General features: G+C 63.2%; 14 protein-coding genes. All 14 read right to left on the reverse strand.

What is annotated here, in order from left to right; all coding sequences use genetic code 11:
- Window positions 1-161 precede the first annotated feature (161 nt).
- The 14 genes from F4X08_01380 to dnaA all read right to left on the reverse strand — a co-directional run bounded on the left by F4X08_01380 (window position 162) and on the right by dnaA (window position 17661).
- Window positions 162-1214: a [LysW]-lysine hydrolase gene (locus F4X08_01380; GenBank protein MYD24454.1), complete on the reverse strand. Its 1053-nt coding sequence runs from the start codon at window positions 1212-1214 to the stop codon at window positions 162-164.
- Complete coding sequence (locus F4X08_01385; protein MYD24455.1) at window positions 1211-2434, reverse strand: aspartate aminotransferase family protein; 1224 nt, start codon at window positions 2432-2434, stop codon at window positions 1211-1213. Before F4X08_01385 ends, F4X08_01380 begins: the two co-directional genes overlap by 4 nt.
- Window positions 2435-2561: 127 nt before the next feature.
- Window positions 2562-3359 (reverse strand): [LysW]-aminoadipate kinase, encoded by a 798-nt coding sequence (locus tag F4X08_01390; GenBank protein ID MYD24456.1) that lies wholly within the window; start codon window positions 3357-3359, stop codon window positions 2562-2564.
- Window positions 3356-4621 carry a histidine--tRNA ligase gene (locus tag F4X08_01395; protein MYD24457.1) on the reverse strand — a complete coding sequence of 422 codons (1266 nt, stop codon included), beginning with the start codon at window positions 4619-4621 and terminating at the stop codon, window positions 3356-3358. Before F4X08_01395 ends, F4X08_01390 begins: the two co-directional genes overlap by 4 nt.
- Before the next feature lie 21 nt (window positions 4622-4642).
- On the reverse strand, window positions 4643-5689 hold the full coding sequence (locus F4X08_01400) for an N-acetyl-gamma-glutamyl-phosphate reductase (GenBank protein MYD24458.1): 1047 nt from the start codon (window positions 5687-5689) through the stop codon (window positions 4643-4645).
- Window positions 5683-6522, reverse strand: coding sequence for a lysine biosynthesis protein LysX (gene lysX, locus F4X08_01405; GenBank protein MYD24459.1), 840 nt, complete (start codon window positions 6520-6522; stop codon window positions 5683-5685). The genes F4X08_01400 and lysX overlap by 7 nt, the downstream gene beginning before the upstream one ends.
- On the reverse strand, window positions 6519-7373 hold the full coding sequence (locus F4X08_01410; protein MYD24460.1) for a RimK family alpha-L-glutamate ligase: 855 nt from the start codon (window positions 7371-7373) through the stop codon (window positions 6519-6521). Before F4X08_01410 ends, lysX begins: the two co-directional genes overlap by 4 nt.
- Window positions 7374-7629: 256 nt before the next feature.
- Complete coding sequence (gene lysW / locus F4X08_01415; GenBank protein ID MYD24461.1) at window positions 7630-7797, reverse strand: lysine biosynthesis protein LysW; 168 nt, start codon at window positions 7795-7797, stop codon at window positions 7630-7632.
- Between the two features lie 133 nt (window positions 7798-7930).
- Window positions 7931-10429, reverse strand: coding sequence for a DNA gyrase subunit A (gene gyrA / locus F4X08_01420; protein MYD24462.1), 2499 nt, complete (start codon window positions 10427-10429; stop codon window positions 7931-7933).
- 57 nt (window positions 10430-10486) lie between these two features.
- Window positions 10487-12937: a DNA topoisomerase (ATP-hydrolyzing) subunit B gene (gene gyrB / locus F4X08_01425; GenBank protein ID MYD24463.1), complete on the reverse strand. Its 2451-nt coding sequence runs from the start codon at window positions 12935-12937 to the stop codon at window positions 10487-10489.
- 5 nt (window positions 12938-12942) lie between these two features.
- A complete protein-coding gene (locus F4X08_01430) occupies window positions 12943-13248 on the reverse strand; it encodes a DUF721 domain-containing protein (GenBank protein MYD24464.1) in 306 nt (101 codons plus the stop codon).
- Window positions 13249-13257: 9 nt separating this feature from the next.
- Window positions 13258-14367: a DNA replication/repair protein RecF gene (recF, locus tag F4X08_01435; protein MYD24465.1), complete on the reverse strand. Its 1110-nt coding sequence runs from the start codon at window positions 14365-14367 to the stop codon at window positions 13258-13260.
- 1 nt (window position 14368) lies between these two features.
- The gene (dnaN, locus tag F4X08_01440) at window positions 14369-15499 is read right to left on the reverse strand and encodes a DNA polymerase III subunit beta (GenBank protein MYD24466.1); all 1131 of its coding nucleotides are present in this window, start codon (window positions 15497-15499) and stop codon (window positions 14369-14371) included.
- 782 nt (window positions 15500-16281) lie between these two features.
- Window positions 16282-17661: a chromosomal replication initiator protein DnaA gene (gene dnaA, locus F4X08_01445; GenBank protein ID MYD24467.1), complete on the reverse strand. Its 1380-nt coding sequence runs from the start codon at window positions 17659-17661 to the stop codon at window positions 16282-16284.
- Window positions 17662-17813 lie beyond the last annotated feature (152 nt).

A 17813-nucleotide genomic window follows, 5' to 3' on the forward strand; every position in this document is an offset into this window, starting at 1 on the left:
CGGCGAAGATGCCGGCAAGCCGCGCTCCGATTAATCGAACGAAGGGTTGGCTGGCGTATGGGCAGGCAGGGAGAACCGTGGCGGCCTTCAAGCCGAACGGGAGAACAGTAGATGCTTCTTGCGGGTCGGAGAGGGGATCAGTGCGGCCGACCTGAGGCCGGTTAGGCGGCTGAAGTGAGCTGCTTCAGCGCGGCCGTCAACACCTCGACGGAGCGCAGGTACTCTTCCAGGACGATGTGCTCGTCCGGCGTATGGTCCAGGCTGGAGTCACCGGGTCCGTAGGCCGCGATCGGGCACTTCCAGGCCGGACCGACGATGCACATGTCGGACGTGCCCGTTTTCTTCTTGAAGGTCGGCCGGCCGCCTTCCTGGCGGATACCACGCAGAAGGGCGCGGACCAGCGGCGTGTTCTTCGAGGCGACGACCCCTTCCAGCCGCTGGTCGCATACGATTTCGGCCGGCCCCGCCTGGTCCATCACGAACCCGTTCAGGCCATCCATGTCGTAACCGGGCGGCACGCGCACCGAGAAGTACGCTTCGACGCCCTCGGTCAACCCCTCGTCCGTAGTGTTGAACCGTCTCAACTCGAGCCGGGGAGACTCGAATTCGCTTTCCGTGGCCTGGCCGGCGACGCGCGCTTGTATGGCGTTGTACAGGTCGATCGCCCGTTCGGTCGCGCGCCTGTGGTCGCCGGCGTGATGGGCGTTGGGCTGCTCGAGGCGGTAGTCGAACCCCACGTGGCCCTTGTACCCGATGGTAACGCTGTCCCAGCCGCTCGGTTCGCCGATGAACACGCAGTCGGGGCGCATGCGGTCCACCAGGTGGCGGGCGCCCTTCGAGGTGGGGCATTCCTCCTCCACGGCGCCGACGACGGTGATCCGGCCGCCGGTGGTTTCCGTGAGCCGGCTCGCGGCAGCCGTGAAAGCGGCCAGGGACCCCTTGGCGTCTACCGTGCCGCGGCCGTAGAGACGGCCCCCGTCCTCCCGGATGGGAACGATCCCGGGCACCGTGTCGATGTGCCCGACCAGGGCAATATGCGGTTCGCCGCTGCCCGCCTCGCCTACCGCGTTTCCGGCTTCGTCCACGCGGGCACGGAGCCCTCTCCGGTCCATGGCGTCCACCAGGTAGGAGACAGCCTCGCCCTCGTTCGTGGAAGGGCTGTACCGTTCGACCAGGCCCCGCAGCAGCGCGATGTCGTCGTGGGCGGTACTCATTCGGTCTCCGGGGCGGCTACCTGGCTGGATCCGGCCCGGCGGCCCGCCGAACTTCCCTCCAACAATCCCAGCACCGCGCCCACGGTCTCCACGACCTGATCGATCTCCTCCCTGGAAATCGTCAGGGGCGGAAGGAAGCGCAGCACCGTGTTGCCCGCGGGCAGGGCCATCACGCCGCGTTCCATGAGTCCGCGGAGGACGGGGGTGACCCGTCCCTTCATCTCGACGCCGATGATCAGGCCCACGCCCCTGATCTCCCGGACGAAAGGCGCATCCAGCGCCGCGAGGGCATCCTGGAAGTACGCGCCGTTCTCCCGGGCATTTTCGACGAGTCCTTCCTCCTCAAGCACGCGTAGCGTGGCCAGGCCGGCCGCGCAGACCACCGGACTGCCGCCGAAGGTGTTGCCGTGGGACATGGCGGGGACATCCCGGACCGTTTCGGCGCAGAGCGTCGCGCCCACGGGCAGGCCGCCGGCCATGGCCTTGGCCAGGCAGAGCATGTCCGGACGCAGGCCATGGTGCTCGCAGGCGAACAGGGCGCCCGTCCTCCCGAATCCGGTCTGTACTTCGTCCACGATGAACAGGGCGCCACGCTCCCGGCACAGGTCCGCCACGCGGTTCAGATACGCACCGTCTCCGATGCGAACGCCACCCTCGCCCTGCACCACCTCCAGGATCACCGCGGCCGTCTCGTCGCCGATGGATTCCTCCATGGCGGTGGCATCGTTGTATTTCACGTGGGTGAAACCGGGAACGAGGGGTTCGAAGGGGGCGCGGTACTTGGGATTCCAGGTCGCGCTCAGGGACCCGAAGGTACGTCCGTGAAATCCGCGCTGGGCCGCGATGATGCCGGTCCGGCCCGTGGCGACACGGGCGAATTTAAACGCTGCTTCCACCGCCTCCGTACCTGAATTGCACAGGAAAAGCCGGTCCAGCCCCTCCGGGGCGACCCGGGTCAGGGCCGTGGCCAGTTCCGCCCGGAGGTCGTTGTAGAAGGTGTCCGGACAGATCACGAGCCGCTCCGCCTGCCGCGCGACCGCCTCCGTCACGGCCGGATGGCAGTGGCCTACGTTGGCCGTGCCGATCCCGCCGATGCAATCGATGTACTCCTTGCCGTCACTGTCCCAAAGGCGGGCGCCGCTGCCCCGGACGATCACCACGTCCCGCTTGGGCAGAATGCCCATCGACGCCTGGTTTTCCATGGCCTGGTAGTCAGTCATTTTCTGTGCTCCGATTTACGATTCCGTGTCGCCTCGAGTCGTCCTGCGCGGTGCGCTGGGCTACACCGGATGGCCGCTTCGTTCGGCCGCCGCTGTCCGATCATGCTGTCCGCGCCGCGCAGGGCCGCTACCCGATCACCGTGCCCGCACCGCGCAGGGCCGCCGTGACCGGTTCGGGTATCCGGCCGTCCCCCAGGATCACCTGGCCTACGCCGACCTCCAGCGCCTCCTTCGCGCCGAGCAGCTTCTTCTTCATACGGTCCCTGGCATGGGTCTCGATCTCCCGGTCGATTTCGTCGCGGGCTATCCGGGGTATCAGCGTACTTTCATCGTCCGCATCCTCGAGGAATCCCGGCGTGTTGGACAGTATGACCAGCCGTTCCGCGCCGAGGGCATCGGCGATCACGGCGGCCGCCCGGTCCCCGTCAATGTTGATCACCTCGCCTTCGTAGCTGATGGCGGGGGGACTGACGACGGGCAGGTAGCCCTGGTCGAGGAGCGTGGTCAGAAGCGAGACATTCGCCTTTTCTACCCGGCCGGTGTAGTCGTCCCGCAGGATCTTCGTCCTGCCGTCCTCCACGATGCGGATATTGGGCTTCCGGCGGCCCTCGAGCAGGCGGCCGTCCACACCGCTCAGGCCGACGGCGTTGACCCCCAGCTGCTGCAGTTTCTCGACGATGCGGGTGTTGCGCTTTCCGCAGTACACCATGGTGAAGATGTCCAAGGTTTCCTGATCGGTGACCCGGCTCGTGTATCCCGACGGCGACGTGACCATGCGGGGCGGCTTGCCCAGTTGCTCGGAGATCTGGTTCAATTCGTCGGAAGCGCCGTGCACCAGCACCAGCGGTTCGGTCTGCCGGGCGATGTCCTCCAGAACGCAATCCAGGTTGATGCCCCGGCTTCCGCCCGTCTTCACCACAATCATGAAGTATTCCCTTCCTTAACGGCGGCCACGGCCTGAGGTCGGGGCACGGACGCCTGCGTGCTGTCCGCCATGCGCCGGATCATCACGACGCCGTTTCTCACCTCTTCTTCGCCGAGGATCAGAGTAAAGGCGGCGCCGAGCCGGTCGGCCTGTCTCATCTGGGCCTTCAGGCTCCGGTCTTCCCACAGCGCCGTCGCACCCACGCCGGCCGCGCGCAGCTCCTGCGCCAGGACCACCGCCGCAGACTTGGCCTCCGCACCGAGATAGGCGACGAATACCCGCGGCTTCGGCACTCCGGGAGGCTCGATCCCCTCCTGCTTCATCGTGAGTATGATGCGTTCGATGCCGGAGGCGAACCCGATTGCCGGCGTCTCCGGACCGCCGACCATGCCGATCAGCCCGTCGTACCGGCCGCCGCCGCACACCGCGTTCTGCGCCCCGATGCCCTCGGCCCAGACCTCGAACACGGTCTTCGTGTAGTAGTCGAACCCCCGCACCAGGCGATGGTTGACCTGGTAGGGCCGCCCCAGATCGTCCAGGTAGGACCTCAACCGGTCAAAGTGGGTTCTACATTCGTCGCACAGGGAATCCGCGATCCGCGGAGCCTCGTCCGCGATCGCGCGGCAGGCCTCCTTCTTGCAGTCCAGCAGCCGGAGCGGGTTCTGCTCGTAGCGGCGCGCGCATTCGCCGCAGATCCCGTCCAGGCGGTCCGCGTACCAGGCCCGCAGCGTTTCGATGTATCCCGGCCGGCACGCCGGGCACCCCGTGCTGTTCACCTGGAAGGACAGGTTCTTGATGCCCACCGCTTCGTAGATCTGCCAGGCGACCTGCATGACCTCGAGATCGATGGCCGGGTCCTGGCTGCCCAGCACTTCCACGTCGATCTGGTAGAACTGGCGGTACCGGCCCGCCTGGGGACGCTCGTACCGGAAGGCCGGGCCGATGGTGTAGAGCCGAAGAGGCTGGGGCCGGCCGTGCAGCTTGCGCTCGGCGTAGGCCCGGCAGATCCCGGCGGTGAACTCGGGGCGCAGGGTCATGCGCTCCTCGTTGCGGTCGAGGAAGGTGTACATCTCTTTCTCGACGATGTCCGTGGATTCGCCGACGCTCCGCTCGAAGAGGCCGGTCTGCTCGAAGACCGGCACGTCGATCTGCTCGTAGCCGAAGAGTTCGCAGACCCGGCGCGTGGTCTCGGTCACGTGACGCCAGTGGGCCTGGTCTTCGGGCAGGATGTCGTAGGTGCCTCTCGGTGCCCTGTAGTTCATATTCGTCCTATACCGGGTGGACTATACCGGGTGGAGGCCCGGAAACTCCAGGCCCGTCCGTTCGTCCCACCCGTGCATGATGTTGAGGGCCTGCACGGCCTGTCCGGCCGCGCCCTTGACCAGGTTGTCCAGCGCGCCCATGACCACGACCCGGTCGCTGTGCTCGTCGCGCTCGAACCCGACGTCGCAGTAATTGGTGCCCGCGAGAAACTTCGGATCGGGATAGCGGAACACGCCCTGCCGTTCCTTGATGATGCGGATGAAGGGCTCCTGGTCGTAGGCTTCCCGGTAGATGCCCCAGATATCCCTGTCGGACAGGTTGCCGTTTGCGAAAGCGTGCGTGGTCATCAGGATGCCGCGCACCAGCTCGATGGCCGTCGCCGAGAAATGCACCGTGGGCGCCGGCCCGCCGAAGGTGAGCTCCTGCACGATCTCCGCCGTGTGGCGATGGCCTGTGGGCTTGAAGGACCGCACGGCCCCGCTGCGGTCCGGGTGGTGGGTGGACCGGTCGGCCCGGTGTCCCGCCGCGGAGGAGCCGATCTTGCCCTCCATGAACAGCCGGGAGGGGTCGACGGCGCCGGCCCGGACGAGGGGCGCCAGCGACAGGATCGCCGTGGCGGCCAGGCACCCGGTGCACGCGACGCATTCGGCGTCCCGGATCTCGTCCCGGTAGAGTTCGGCCAGGCCGTACACGAACCGGCCGAGGACGTCGGGATGGGCATGGGCATGTCCGTACCAGGTCGGATAATCCGCCGGATCGCGCAGGCGGAAGTCGGCGCTCAGGTCGATGACGCGGGCCGACAGGCCGGAGAAGTCGTCCCACCTCTTCATCGCCTCCCCGTGGGGCAGGCACAGGCACAGGACGTCGCAGGGATCGAGGTCGGCCAGGGCGCTGAACTTGAGGTCCGTGACCCGCCGAAGGTTCGGATGGGACCGGCCGACGGGCTTGCCCGCGAGCGATTCAGACGTCACCTGCCCGATTTCGATTTCCGGGTGGAACAGGAGCAGGCGGAGCAGTTCCCCACCGCCGTATCCGGACGCGCCGGCGATAGACACCTTGATCATGATTGGGCCACCTTTACCAGATAGTCGATGATTCGGCCGGGAATGTCCACGCCCGTCGGCTTAATGCTGTTCCGGAATTCCATGGTGTAGTTGACCTCGTTGACCATGATCCCGTCCGGCGATTCCAGCAGGTCGACGGCCACCACGCCGCCGCCCACCGCTTCCGCGGCGCGGGCGGAAAGCATCCCCACGTCACCCTCCACGGGACAGTCGGCCGTCGTCCCGCCCAGGGCGGTGTTGGTCTTCCAGTGGTCCGAATACCGGTAGACGGCGCAGATGGTCTCGCCGTCGACCACGAAAGACCGGATATCGCGTCCGGGCTTTTCGACGTACTCCTGGATGTAGATCACCGAATGCTGATAGGACCCCAGGGTCTCCTTGTGCTCGAGCACCGCTTCGGCGGCATGACGGTCGTTGACCCGCGCGATGAGGCGCCCCCACGAGCCGATGGGCGGCTTGACCACGACGGGATAGCCCATGGATTCCATTTCCTCCAGGGCCGACTCGGCCGTGAACGCGACGCGGGCTTTCGGCGTAGGCACCCCGTGGTCTACCAGCGCCATGGTCGTCAGGAACTTGTTCCCGCACACGCGGGCTACCTCGTAGGAGTTGACGGTCCTGATGCCGCTGGCGTTGAGTATCTTCAGCGAGTTGAGGGCCCTGGAATGGTTGATGCACCGCTCGAGTATGACGTCGTGGTCGTACCGGTGGTTCTCCAGGTCGAAGACGATGCGCCGGTCGTCCAGCCGGTCGAAGACGATACCCCGTTTCGCCGCGGCCTCGAAGAGCATCTTCTGTTCCGTGGAAACGATGGACAGCAGCATGCCGATCTTCACGAGTTTCGTACCCCCTGTGCCACCGAGTCCGCCACGTAGTCCATGATCTTCCCCGGTATATTGACGCCGGTGACGTCCGATGCGTCCGAAAGCCCGGACGGCGGGCCCATCTCCTGCACGAACCAGGCATCCTTCGTGCGAACCATGTCCACCACCGCGATTCCGCCGCCGATCGCCCGGACGGCTGCGACCGCCAGGTCGTTCAGTTCCTCCGTGACGGGCTCCTGCTTCATCAGGCCGCCGGCGGTGATCGTTCCGATCCAGTGGTGGGTCAGCACCGATACGGCGGCCACCGTCTCGTCGCCGACCACGTACGCCCTGATGTCGTGTCCGGGCGAATCGATGTGCTTTTGCATGAAGAAGATGGAGTGGTGATAGGCGCCGAGGATGCGTTTGTGCTCCAGGACCGTCGCCGCCGTATACTTGTCCCCGATACGGGAAACGAGCTGGCCCTCGGGACCTTCCACGGGCCGGAGGACGACCGGGTATCCCATGTCCTCCATGGCTTCCAGGGCGGAACGCGGCGTGTAGGCCACACGCACTTCCGGCACCGGCACGCCGTTCTCCCGCAAGGCCAGGGACGTCAGCAGCCGGTTCCCGTACGTCTCCACCACCGACTGGCGGTTCACCGTCGGAATGCCCCAGTGGTCGAAGACGGTCAGCGCGTACACGGCGCGATGGTGATCGATACAACGCTCCAGGACCACATCCAGGTCCATATGGCGCCGATCCAGTTCGAAGACCAGCCGCGTGTTGTCGATCGTCGTCACGTCGATGCCGCGGCGGCCCGCCTCGGCGATCAACCGCTTCTCGTCCTTCCTGATACGCGACAGCACGATGCCCAATTCCATGAATTCCACTTCCTCCGGATATCCCGGACCTTTCGGATATCCCGCGTCCACTTGCCCGTCATGCAAAAAAAAAGAGCCGGCCTCTTCGCTCAATCGAAGAGGAACACGGCTCCCAACTGTTCCCGTGGCCCCATTATCCCTTTCGCAGGATTACCGCGGGGCCCGATGAGCGGACGAACGCAAATCACAATCATGTTTACCATGTTTATGTTTCATTCGTTTGCTCATCTTGATTTCCTTCCATCCGTCCGCGGGCTTATTCGCCCCAGTCTTCCTCTTCTTCCGGTGCCAGCGCGAACTCCAGCGGGTCTACGCTGACCACTTCCAGTTCCGCGCCGCACTCCGGGCACGTGATTATTTCGCCTACCACGACATCATAATCCAGGGTGATCTCGGCGCCACATTCCGGGCAGATCCCGCTCATGATACCCCCGTTTTACACACATGCAGCCTTGGAACGAATCTTTTTCGAAGGCCCTTTCACCCTTCGGGGAAGGCCTTTCCTCCTGAAGAACGGACGCAATATAGGGTGCGCGCTAAGGGTGTCAAGCGCTTTTTTATTCTTCCTCTTCGCCGTCCGTACCGGGTGATTCAGCCGTTTCGGAAGTCTCCGGATCGTCCTCTTCGTCGCCTGGCGTAATCCTGGAAACATCGATCACCCGGTCCCCCTCGCCCAGGTTAATGAGCCGGACGCCCTGGGTGTTCCGGCCGATGGGGCGCAGGTCGCGGACCGGCAGGCGTATGATGAGGCCGTTCGTGGTAATGATCATCAGCTCGTCTTCGTCGGAGACCGCGTGAATCGACACGACGGGGCCGTTGCGTTCGCTGGTGCGTATGTTGCTCACGCCCTTGCTGTGGCGGCGGGTCAGCCGGTAGTTCTCGATGTCCGTCCGCTTCCCGTAGCCGTTCTCCGTCACGGAAAGCAGCGTGGAGTCCCGATCCGATGCCAGCATGCCCACGACCCGGTCGCCTTCGCCGAGGCGTATGCCCCGCACCCCCTGTGCGCCGCGGCCCATCGTCCGGACGTCGCTCTCGTGGAAGCGGACGGCCTGGCCGTTCCGGCTGGCGATGACGATGTCGTTGTCGCCGTCGGTCAGCAGGGCCTCGATAAGGGCGTCGCCCTCGAGGATGTTCAGCGCCACGATGCCGTTCCGTCGGGGATTCCCATAGGCCGACAGCACGGTTTTCTTCACCAGGCCACCCCGCGTCACCATCAGGATATAATGCTCGTCGTCGAAGTTCCTGATCGGCAGGAAGGCCGCGATGCTCTCTCCCTGGTCGAGCTGCAGCAGGTTGACGACGGCCTTGCCGCGGGCGGTGCGGCCGGCTTCGGGGATCTCCCACACCTTGAGCCAGTAGCATTTGCCGCGGTTCGTGAAGAACAGGATGTAGGAGTGGGTCGAGGCGGAGAAGAGGTGCTCGACGAAATCCTCTTCCCGGGTCTTCATGCCGGTGATCCCCTTGCCGCCGCGGTTCTGGCTGCGGTAGGTGTCCATGGGCAGGCGCTTGACGTAGCCGGCGTGGGATATGGTGATGACCATCTCCTCGTCGGCGATCAGGTCCTCGATGCTGAGATCGCCCTCGATGTCGATCAGTTCGGTACGTCGCTCGTCGCCGTAGCGCTCCTTCAGGTCGATCATCTCGTCCTTGATGATCTGCATCCGCCGTTCCAGCCGCGAGAGGATGTCCCGGTAATCGGCGATCCGCGCGACCAGCTCTTCGTATTCTTCCTCCAGCTTGTCTCTTTCCAGCCCGGTCAGGCGCTGCAGGCGCATGTCCAGAATGGCCTCGACCTGTGCGCGGGACAGGCCGAACTCGTCTCCCAGGACCTCCATGGCCTCCTCGCCGGTATGCGATCCGCGGATGACTTCGATCACGCGGTCCACGTTGTCCAGCGCGACGCGCAGGCCTTCCACGATATGGGCCCGCTGCTCGGCTTTCTCGAGGTCGAAGGTGGTCCGGCGCACCAGCACCTCGTGGCGGTGGTCGATGAAGTGCTGGATGCACTCCTTGATGTTCAGGACCCGGGGCCGCCCGTCCACGAGCGCCAGCATGGTGACGCCGATGGTGGTCTCCAGCGGCGTCATCTTGAAGAGGTGGTTGAGCACGATGTTGCCCGGGATGTCCCGCCGCACGTCGATGGCGATGCGCATGCCCGACCGGTCCGACTCGTCCCGTATGTCGGTAATGCCCAGTATCTGCTTCTCCCGGACGAGGTCGGCGATCTTCTCGATCAGGCTGGACTTGTTGACCTTGTAGGGGATCTCCGTGACGACGATGGTTTCCTTTTCGCTTTGCTCGTGCACCTCGATCGTCGTGCGGGCGCGCACCTTGATCTTCCCGCGGCCGGTGTGGAAATACTCGTTGATCGCGTTGCGGCCGTAGATGATGGCGCCGGTGGCGAAATCGGGTCCCTGGATGTGCGCGGCGAGCTCCCCGATGGTGATTTCCGGGTGGTCGATCACCGCCACGATGCCGTCCACCACTTCGCCGAGGTTATGGGACGGGAGATTGGAGGCCATGCCCACGCCGATGCCGAGGGAGCCGTTGCAGAGCAGGTTGGGGAACTTGCCCGGAAGCACGGTTGGCTCGTCTTTCGACTCGTCGTAGTTGGGCATGAAATCGACCGTGTTCTTGTCGATATCCTCCATCATCTCGATAGCCAGGCGGGACATCCGCGATTCGGTGTACCGCATGGCGCCCGGCGGATCGCCGTCGATGGACCCGAAATTGCCCTGGCCGAAGACCATGGGGTAGCGCATGCTGAAGGGCTGGGCCATCCGCGCGAGGGTATCGTACACGGCCAGGTCGCCGTGGGGGTGGTAGTCCCCGATCGTCTGGCCGACGATCTTGGCGCACTTCCGCGTGGGCCTTCCCGGCGTGAGGTTCAGGTCGCGCATCGCCACGAGAATGCGCCGCTGGGACGGCTTGAACCCGTCGCGGACGTCCGGAATCGCCCGGGACAGGTTCACGCTCATGGAGAAATCGAGATAGGAACTCTTCATCTCGTCTTCGATGAAGATCGGCTGGATGTTGTCGTGTTGTTCTACCGCCATGCTTTCCCCTTGAACGTGTTAATTTGTGATGTGGTCACGCCGGGCGGGTGCCGGATGTCAGTGCAGGTCCAGGTTGTTGACCAGCAGGGCGTTCCGCTGGATGAAATCGTTTCGCGCGGCCACGTTGTCGCCCATGAGGATCGTGAAGATCCGGTCCGCCTCCACCGCGTCGTCCAGGGTGACCCGGAGCAGCGTGCGGGTTTCGGGGTTCATCGTGGTCTGCCACAGTTCCTCGGCGTCCATCTCCGCCAACCCCTTGTACCGCGAGATGGTGGCGCCTTCGCGTCCCACGTCCAGTACCGCGTCGATCAGCTTGCCGACCCCCCTGACCCGCTTCTCGGTCTTGTCCGTGCTGACCACCATCTCGCTGTCGATGACGTCCTCCAGCCGGCGGCACAGCTTCCGAAGCCGGCCGTACAGGGAGGGGTCCAGGGCCTCTTCGACCGGATCCACGGGCACCGGGACTTCGCCGGCTTCTTCCTGCGCTTTGCGTGCTGCCGCCCGGTCGCGCAGATCTCTGCGGTATGCGTCGTACTGGTCCCGGTCTCTCAGCATATCCAGAATGTGCTCGCGCTTCATGCCCGTCTTGACCAGTCGTCCGATCTGCTCTTCGAAGTCCATCATCTCGCGGAGATGGGCCAGCAGCTTGTCTTCGGTCAGGGCGTGCCCGTTGCCGTTCGCGTCCGCCCGCTGCACCTTCGTGCGGTCCACGCTCTGGTTCAGGAGGTATTCCCAGAGTTCCCGGTCGTTCTTGAGATAGTCCTCCCGGCGTCCCTTGCGCACGCGGTAGAGCGGCGGCTGGGCGATCAGGACGTGGCCGTGCTCCACGAGCGGACGCATGTAGCGGAACAGGAAAGTCAGCAGCAGCGTGCGGATGTGCAGACCGTCATGGTCGGCGTCCGCCATGATGATCACGCGCCCGTAGCGCAGCCGGGACAGGTCGAAATCCTCGTCGATGCCGACCCCGAGCGCGGTGATGATGGGCTGGAGCTTGTCGTTGCTCAGCACCGTGTCGATGCGGGCCTTCTCCACGTTGAGCGGCTTGCCCCAGAGGGGGAGGATGGCCTGGAAGGTCTTGTCGCGGCCCGACTTGGCCGTGCCGCCGGCCGAATCGCCCTCGACGAGGTAGATCTCGCAGGCCATGGGATCCTTCAGGGTGCAGTCGGCCAGCTTGCCGGGCAGGGTGGTGTTTTCGAGCGCGCTCTTCCGACGGGTCAGTTCCCGCGCCTTGCGGGCGGCGTCTCGGGAAATCGCCGCCTGGATGCATTTCTCGACGATCCTCTTCGCCGTGGCCGGATGTTCTTCCAGGTACACGGAGAGCCCCTCGCCGACCACCGACTCCACGACGCCGCGGATATCGCTGTTGCCGAGCTTCTCCTTGGTCTGGCCCTCGAACTGGGGGTCGGGGATGATCACGCTCACGATGGCGGTGATGCCTTCCCGCGTGTCGTCTCCGGTGATGGGCACCTTGAGGTTCTTCAGCAGGTTGTTCCGCTGGGCGTAGTTGTTGATGGAACGGGTGAGGGCCGTCTTGAAGCCCACGAGGTGGAAGCCGCCCTCCGAAGTCCGCACGGTGTTGGCGTAGGTGAAGATGTTCTCCTGGTAGCCGTCGTTGTACTGGAAGGCGACGTCGATCTGGTTGCCGTCCCGTTCCTGGCGGATGCCGATGGTGTCATGGATGGCCGTCTTGTTCTCGTTCAGGTACTCGACGAACTCGACGATGCCGCCGCGGTACTCGAATATGGCGGATTTGTCCCTGGCCTCCTCGTGCAGCTCGATGCGCATGTGGCGGTTCAGGAAGGCCAGTTCCCGGAAGCGGTGGGCGATGTGGTCGAAGTCGAACTCCGTCGAGTCGAAGATCTCGTCGTCGGGCTTGAAGGAGACGGTCGTCCCGTTCTCCGTCGTCTCGCCCCGGACCTCCAGGTCGCATACGGGAATGCCCTGCTCGTACCGTTGGTAGTAGATCTTCCCGTCGCGGCGCACCTCGACGACCAGCCATTCGGCCAGGGCGTTGACCACCGACACGCCCACGCCGTGCAGGCCCCCCGATACCTTGTAGGACTTGTTGTCGAACTTCCCGCCGGCGTGGAGCATGGTCATGACGACTTCCACGGCCGGCCGGTTCTCCGTGGGGTGCATTTCGACCGGTATCCCGCGGCCGTTGTCGATCACCGTGATCCGCCCGTCTTCTTCGATGTACACCTTGATCGTATCGCCGAAACCCTGGAGATGCTCATCGATGGCGTTCTGCATCACCTCTTCCACGAGATGATGCAGGCCGGAGGCGCTGGTGCTCCCGATGTACATGGCGGGCCGCTTGCGAACCCCCTCGAGCCCCTTGAGGACCTGGATGTTCTCCGCGTCGTACTGATCGTTATCCGGGGCGCCGGGACCCGTCTCCGGCAAATCCGGGCCGTTCGAGTGTTCCGGACGGCCTGGGCGATCCAGGTTTTCCGGTTGATCCGGGCGGTCCAAGCGGTCCGATGAGTTTTCGTGTATTTCTGACATCGATTTTACCTTCTGGTATTGGTGAATATGATGTCCCGGACCAGGGGTCTTCCGAAAGACCGGTCCAGTCGGTTCAGAATGTCCGGCTTCATGTAGTGCAGCTCCTGGCTCCAGGTGGCGCTGTCGCACTCCACGAACAGCTTTCCGCCGTCGAAGAAGACCGCCCGCGCGTGCGCCGCGACACGCTCCCCGACGACCCGGGGCCAACGTTCCACGGCCTGCTGTTCCTCCAGCTTGCCTTCCATGCCGAGGTTGCGCACCAGTTCCCGGAGTGCGTCGCCGAGGGTGGTGCTCTTCTTCAGTCGCGTCATGCCCGATCCTCAGTCATAGGGCGTCACCGCGCCTTCGTGGACTCGGAACCGGGTGATCCCCCGGCGGTAGTCCCCGATATCGCTTTCCTTGGCCGTCGTGATGAAGGTCTGGCCGTAGGCGGGTACCATTTCCATCAGGCGGCCCGTCCTGGCGGCGTCGATCTCCGCGAATATGTCATCCAGCAACAGCAGCGGGGGGGCCTGCAGCCGGTGCCACAGAAAGCGGGCTTCCGCCAGCTTGAGGGCCGTCGCCGCCGTCTTGTGCTGTCCCTGCGAGCCGAAGGCCTGCAGCGAGACCCCGTTCATCCGGATGGACAGGTCGTCCCGGTGGGGCCCCACCTCCGTCATGCACCGCGCCTTCTCTCGCAACGCCGCCCGGTCCAGCGCCTCCTCGAAGGCGTGCTCGAGATCGGCGAGGACCTCGTATTCGAAGGAGGGCGCGTAGTCGATCTCGAGGCACTCGTTGTCGTCACTGACGGCGGCGTGAATGCGGCTGGCTTCTTCCTTCAGGTCCTCGACGACTTCCACCCGCTTTCTCATGATCCGGCTGCCCAGCGCGACCAGGGGGGCGTTCCAGACCTCCAGGCCCTCCGTCCTCCCCGGCCGCTCCTGGCATGCGCGCAACGCCTCGTTGCGTTGGCGGACCACCCGCCTGTATTCCTGCAGGGCCGAAAGATACGCCGCGTTGGACTGCGAGATCGCGATATCCAGGAATCGCCGGCGCGAACCCGGCGAGCCCTGGACCAGCCTCCGGTCGTCCGGCGAGATCACGACGGCCGCCAGGATACCGTACAGGTCCGACAGGTTCCGTTGGGGCGACTCGTTTACAAAGACCTTCTTCCCCGAAGGGCGGGCGTACCTGATCTGTACCTCGACCTCCCTGCCCTCCGCGGAGCGTCCCTGCCCCTGTATCAGGAAGTGGTCCGCCCCCATGCGCACGAGATCCCGGTCCTGTGCCTCGCGGCAGGACCGGGCCACGCAGAGGTAGTAGACCGCTTCCAGGAGGTTGGTCTTTCCTTGTCCATTCGATCCGATGAAAACATTCGTTTGCAAATCACAGGCCAGCGACAGGGATGCGTAATTCCTGAAATGACTGAGGGACAGCCCTTGAAGGTGCACCTTAGCTTTCCGCCTCGGTCGTCCTGAAGGGCATGATCAGGCACTGGTAGTCCTCGCCCTCCGCTTCCTCCCCGGACGGGGTGATGATCCCTGCGCTGACCGGCGTATCCAGTTTGAAAACCACTTCTTCGCTCTCGATCCGCTCCACGACGTCGAGGAGGTAGCGGAAATCGTAGGTCGTATCCATGGCTTCGCCTTCGTATTCGGCCGGCACTTCTTCCCGGGCCTCGCCGCCGATATCGTGGCTAAAGGAACTCAATTCGACGAAACCCGGTCGGAAGGAATACCGAATCTGCCGGGTGGAGGGGTTGGACAACACGGACACGCGGCGGACGGCGCTCTCCAGCTCCTCGCGGTTCACCTTGACCACCTTGTCGTTGCCCGTGGGAATTACCCTCTCGTAGTCCGGATAGGTCGCTTCGATCAGCCTGGCGAACAACCTGGCGTTCTCCAGTTCGAACAGGACGTGGTTCTCGCCGATGGTGATCCGGGACGGCGAATCCGATTCCCCGATGAGGCGCGAGAGATTGTTCAGCGCCTTGGGCGGCACGATGATCCCCTCCGTGGCCGCATCGGAAACATCGCAGGGGAGCGTCGTCTTGGCCAGCCGGTGCCCATCGGTGGCCACCATCCGGACGGCGCCGCGGCCTATGCGTAGGAACGCGCCCCAGAGACTCGGGTGGATCTCGTCCTTCGATACGGCGTACACCGTCTTCCGGATCAACCGCTGCAGCGAAGACGACGGAATCTCTATGGTCTGTTCGGACGTCACATCCGGCAATGCCGGGTACTCGTCCTTGCTGATGCCCACCAGACGGAATACCCCGCGGTCACACCGGATGATCACCTTGACCCCGTCCACCTCGATATCCACGGGCGCGTCCGGCAGCTCGCGCACCATTTCCGCGAATTTCCTTCCGGGCACCGTGATCGATCCCTCCCCCGATATCTGGGCGGGGATCTTCGTCATGATGAATATGTCCAGGTCGGTGGCCCCAATGCTCAGGTGGCCGTCTTCCGTCTCCAGCAGCATGTTGGACAGGATGGGCAGGGTGGTCTTCGGCGGAACGACATTCAGAACGGTCTGTATTCCGCTCATCAGGGTGGAACTGGACGGAATGGTGATTTTCACAGAGTACTCCTTTGGGCAGTCTACTGGGCGTTCTTCGCCGGTTACCTCGTAGGGTCCGAACTGTACAGAATGAACCGGGGAGGTTTCTTGTACAGTAACCTATTACTATTATTGAATATAGATCACGCTCAGGACAGCGCAAGGGTTTTGTGAGTCAAAACCACCCTATATTGTATAACGTCGCGGTATGGCGCTAAAAACGTACAATATATTGTGTATACTATGAATTTTAATATGTATGTATAAGAAAGGAATAATACTAATAAGGAATGTGGATATGTGCATAAACACGTATTTATGATGATAAGTAATAATAAAACCAAACATTTGCGGGGAAAAAAAGATGTGGAGAAATTGGCAACTAAACAGGTGTTTATCCACATAATCCACACACTAGAAACCGAAACGGGATAAAACCCCCGTTTATACACAAATCATCGACACACCCCATCCCCTTATCCCCCGGGTTATCCACATCATCTCCAGCCCGTAAATGCGCCAGATGTGCGCTGGCGTGCAATCGGGCGTATGAAAGCCGATTTGAAGCCGGTTCCAGGTCGAAACGAGGCCATTTTGCGCCGCGGCCGGAGACCTTTCCACACCGAGGTGGACTAACCCTGGTGGATTGGTGTGGAAATTCGGTATATACAATATGCAACATTATGCCGGGGCGGGAGTTACGACAGGCGCGATTTGTTGACAAAATGTGGATAAGTTGTTGGTTATCCACACATACCGGAGCGAATTAACCGTGTGGTGTGCGTTGCTGAACGTCAGGCGGGCTAAGAAAGCGAATTTCTGATCTTATCGAGGTCTTCCTGCAGGCTTTCGTCGTGCAACAGGAGCTTTTTGACCGTCTGGCAGGCGTGAATGACGGTGGTGTGGTCTCTCTTGCCGAAAACCGCGCCGATATCCTTAAGCGACGCACGGGTCATGTCCCGGCAAAGGTACATGGCGGCCTGGCGGGCTGCCACCACGTGCTTCTTACGCGTCTTCGCGGCGAGATCCTCGACGGACACGCCGTAGTGGCCGGCCGCGGCCTTCTGTATGTCTTCCATTCCCACGGAGCGCTGTTTTCTGCGGATCTTGTTGCTCAGCACCCGTTTCGCCACTTCGATGGTAATGTCGCAGTGACTCAGCGACGCGTAGGCCAGCAGGCTGAGCACGGCGCCTTCCAGTTCCCGGATGTTCGATGCGACGCGGTCGGCGATATAGGCGATGACGTCCGGGCTGAGGGACAGTCCGTCCTTGTCCGCCTTCTTCTGTAGAATGGCTTCCCGGGTCTCGTAGTCGGGCGGCTTCATGTCCGCGAGAAGCCCCCATTCGAACCGGGACACCAGCCGTTCCTCCAGGCCGGAAAGCTCCTTGGGAATCCGGTCGCTGGTCAGGACGATCTGCTTGCCCTTCTGCCGGAGCACGTCGAAGGTGTGGAAGAACTCCTCCTGGGTGCGGTCCTTGTGCCCCTTGCAGAAGAACTGGATGTCGTCCACGATCAGCAGGTCGACGTTCCGGTAGGTCTGCGCGAACTCCTTCGTCTTCTTTTCCTGGATGGACTCGATGAATTCGTTGTAGAAGATCTCCGACGTGACGTACCGGCTGCGGTCGACGGTGCCGAGCCGCTTCGATTCGTGGGCGATCGCCTGCGCCAGGTGGGTCTTGCCCAGGCCGACGCCGCCGTAGATGACCAGGGGATTGAAGGTCTGCTGGCCCGGGGATTTCACTACGGCCAGGGATGCCGCGTGGGCGAAGTCGTTGCACTCCCCCACGACGAAGTTCTCGAAAGTGTAGTTGTCGTAGAGGTTGTCCGTTTCCGCTTCGCCCGCGGCCAGTTGTTCCCGGTCCGCCCGGTCCGCCCGGTCCGTCACGTAGGAGGGCAGGTCGGTAAGCACGGGGATGATCTGTGAATTGCCCTCGAAGATGTGGTAGTCAATGACGACCTGGCGGCCGAGCTGGGTCGTCACGACCTGGCTGATCTTGTCGTGAAACCGCTTCAGCATACGTTCGCCGGAGAACGGATTCGGTACCTCGATCGTGAATTTTTCCGGGGTTACGTTATGCCCCCTGGTACGCTCGAACCAGGTCGCGAACGTCTGTGCGGGCATCATGCCCCTCAGTTCCGACAAGCACACCGACCAGAGCTGTGCAGGATCTTCCTGCTTCATCGCGTATTACCTTGTGGACCGAAGGGAATGAAACGCCTTTGAACGGACCGGTGCTTTTCCGGCCCGAAAACACACTCGTACGCTTGCATGCAACATGCTAAATTGTTGAAATTACTACATTTAAGGTGGTATTAGGTGCGACAACAAATCCA

It is taken from the genome of Gemmatimonadota bacterium, assembly GCA_009841265.1.
GTDB lineage: Bacteria > JAAXHH01 > JAAXHH01 > JAAXHH01 > JAAXHH01 > JAAXHH01.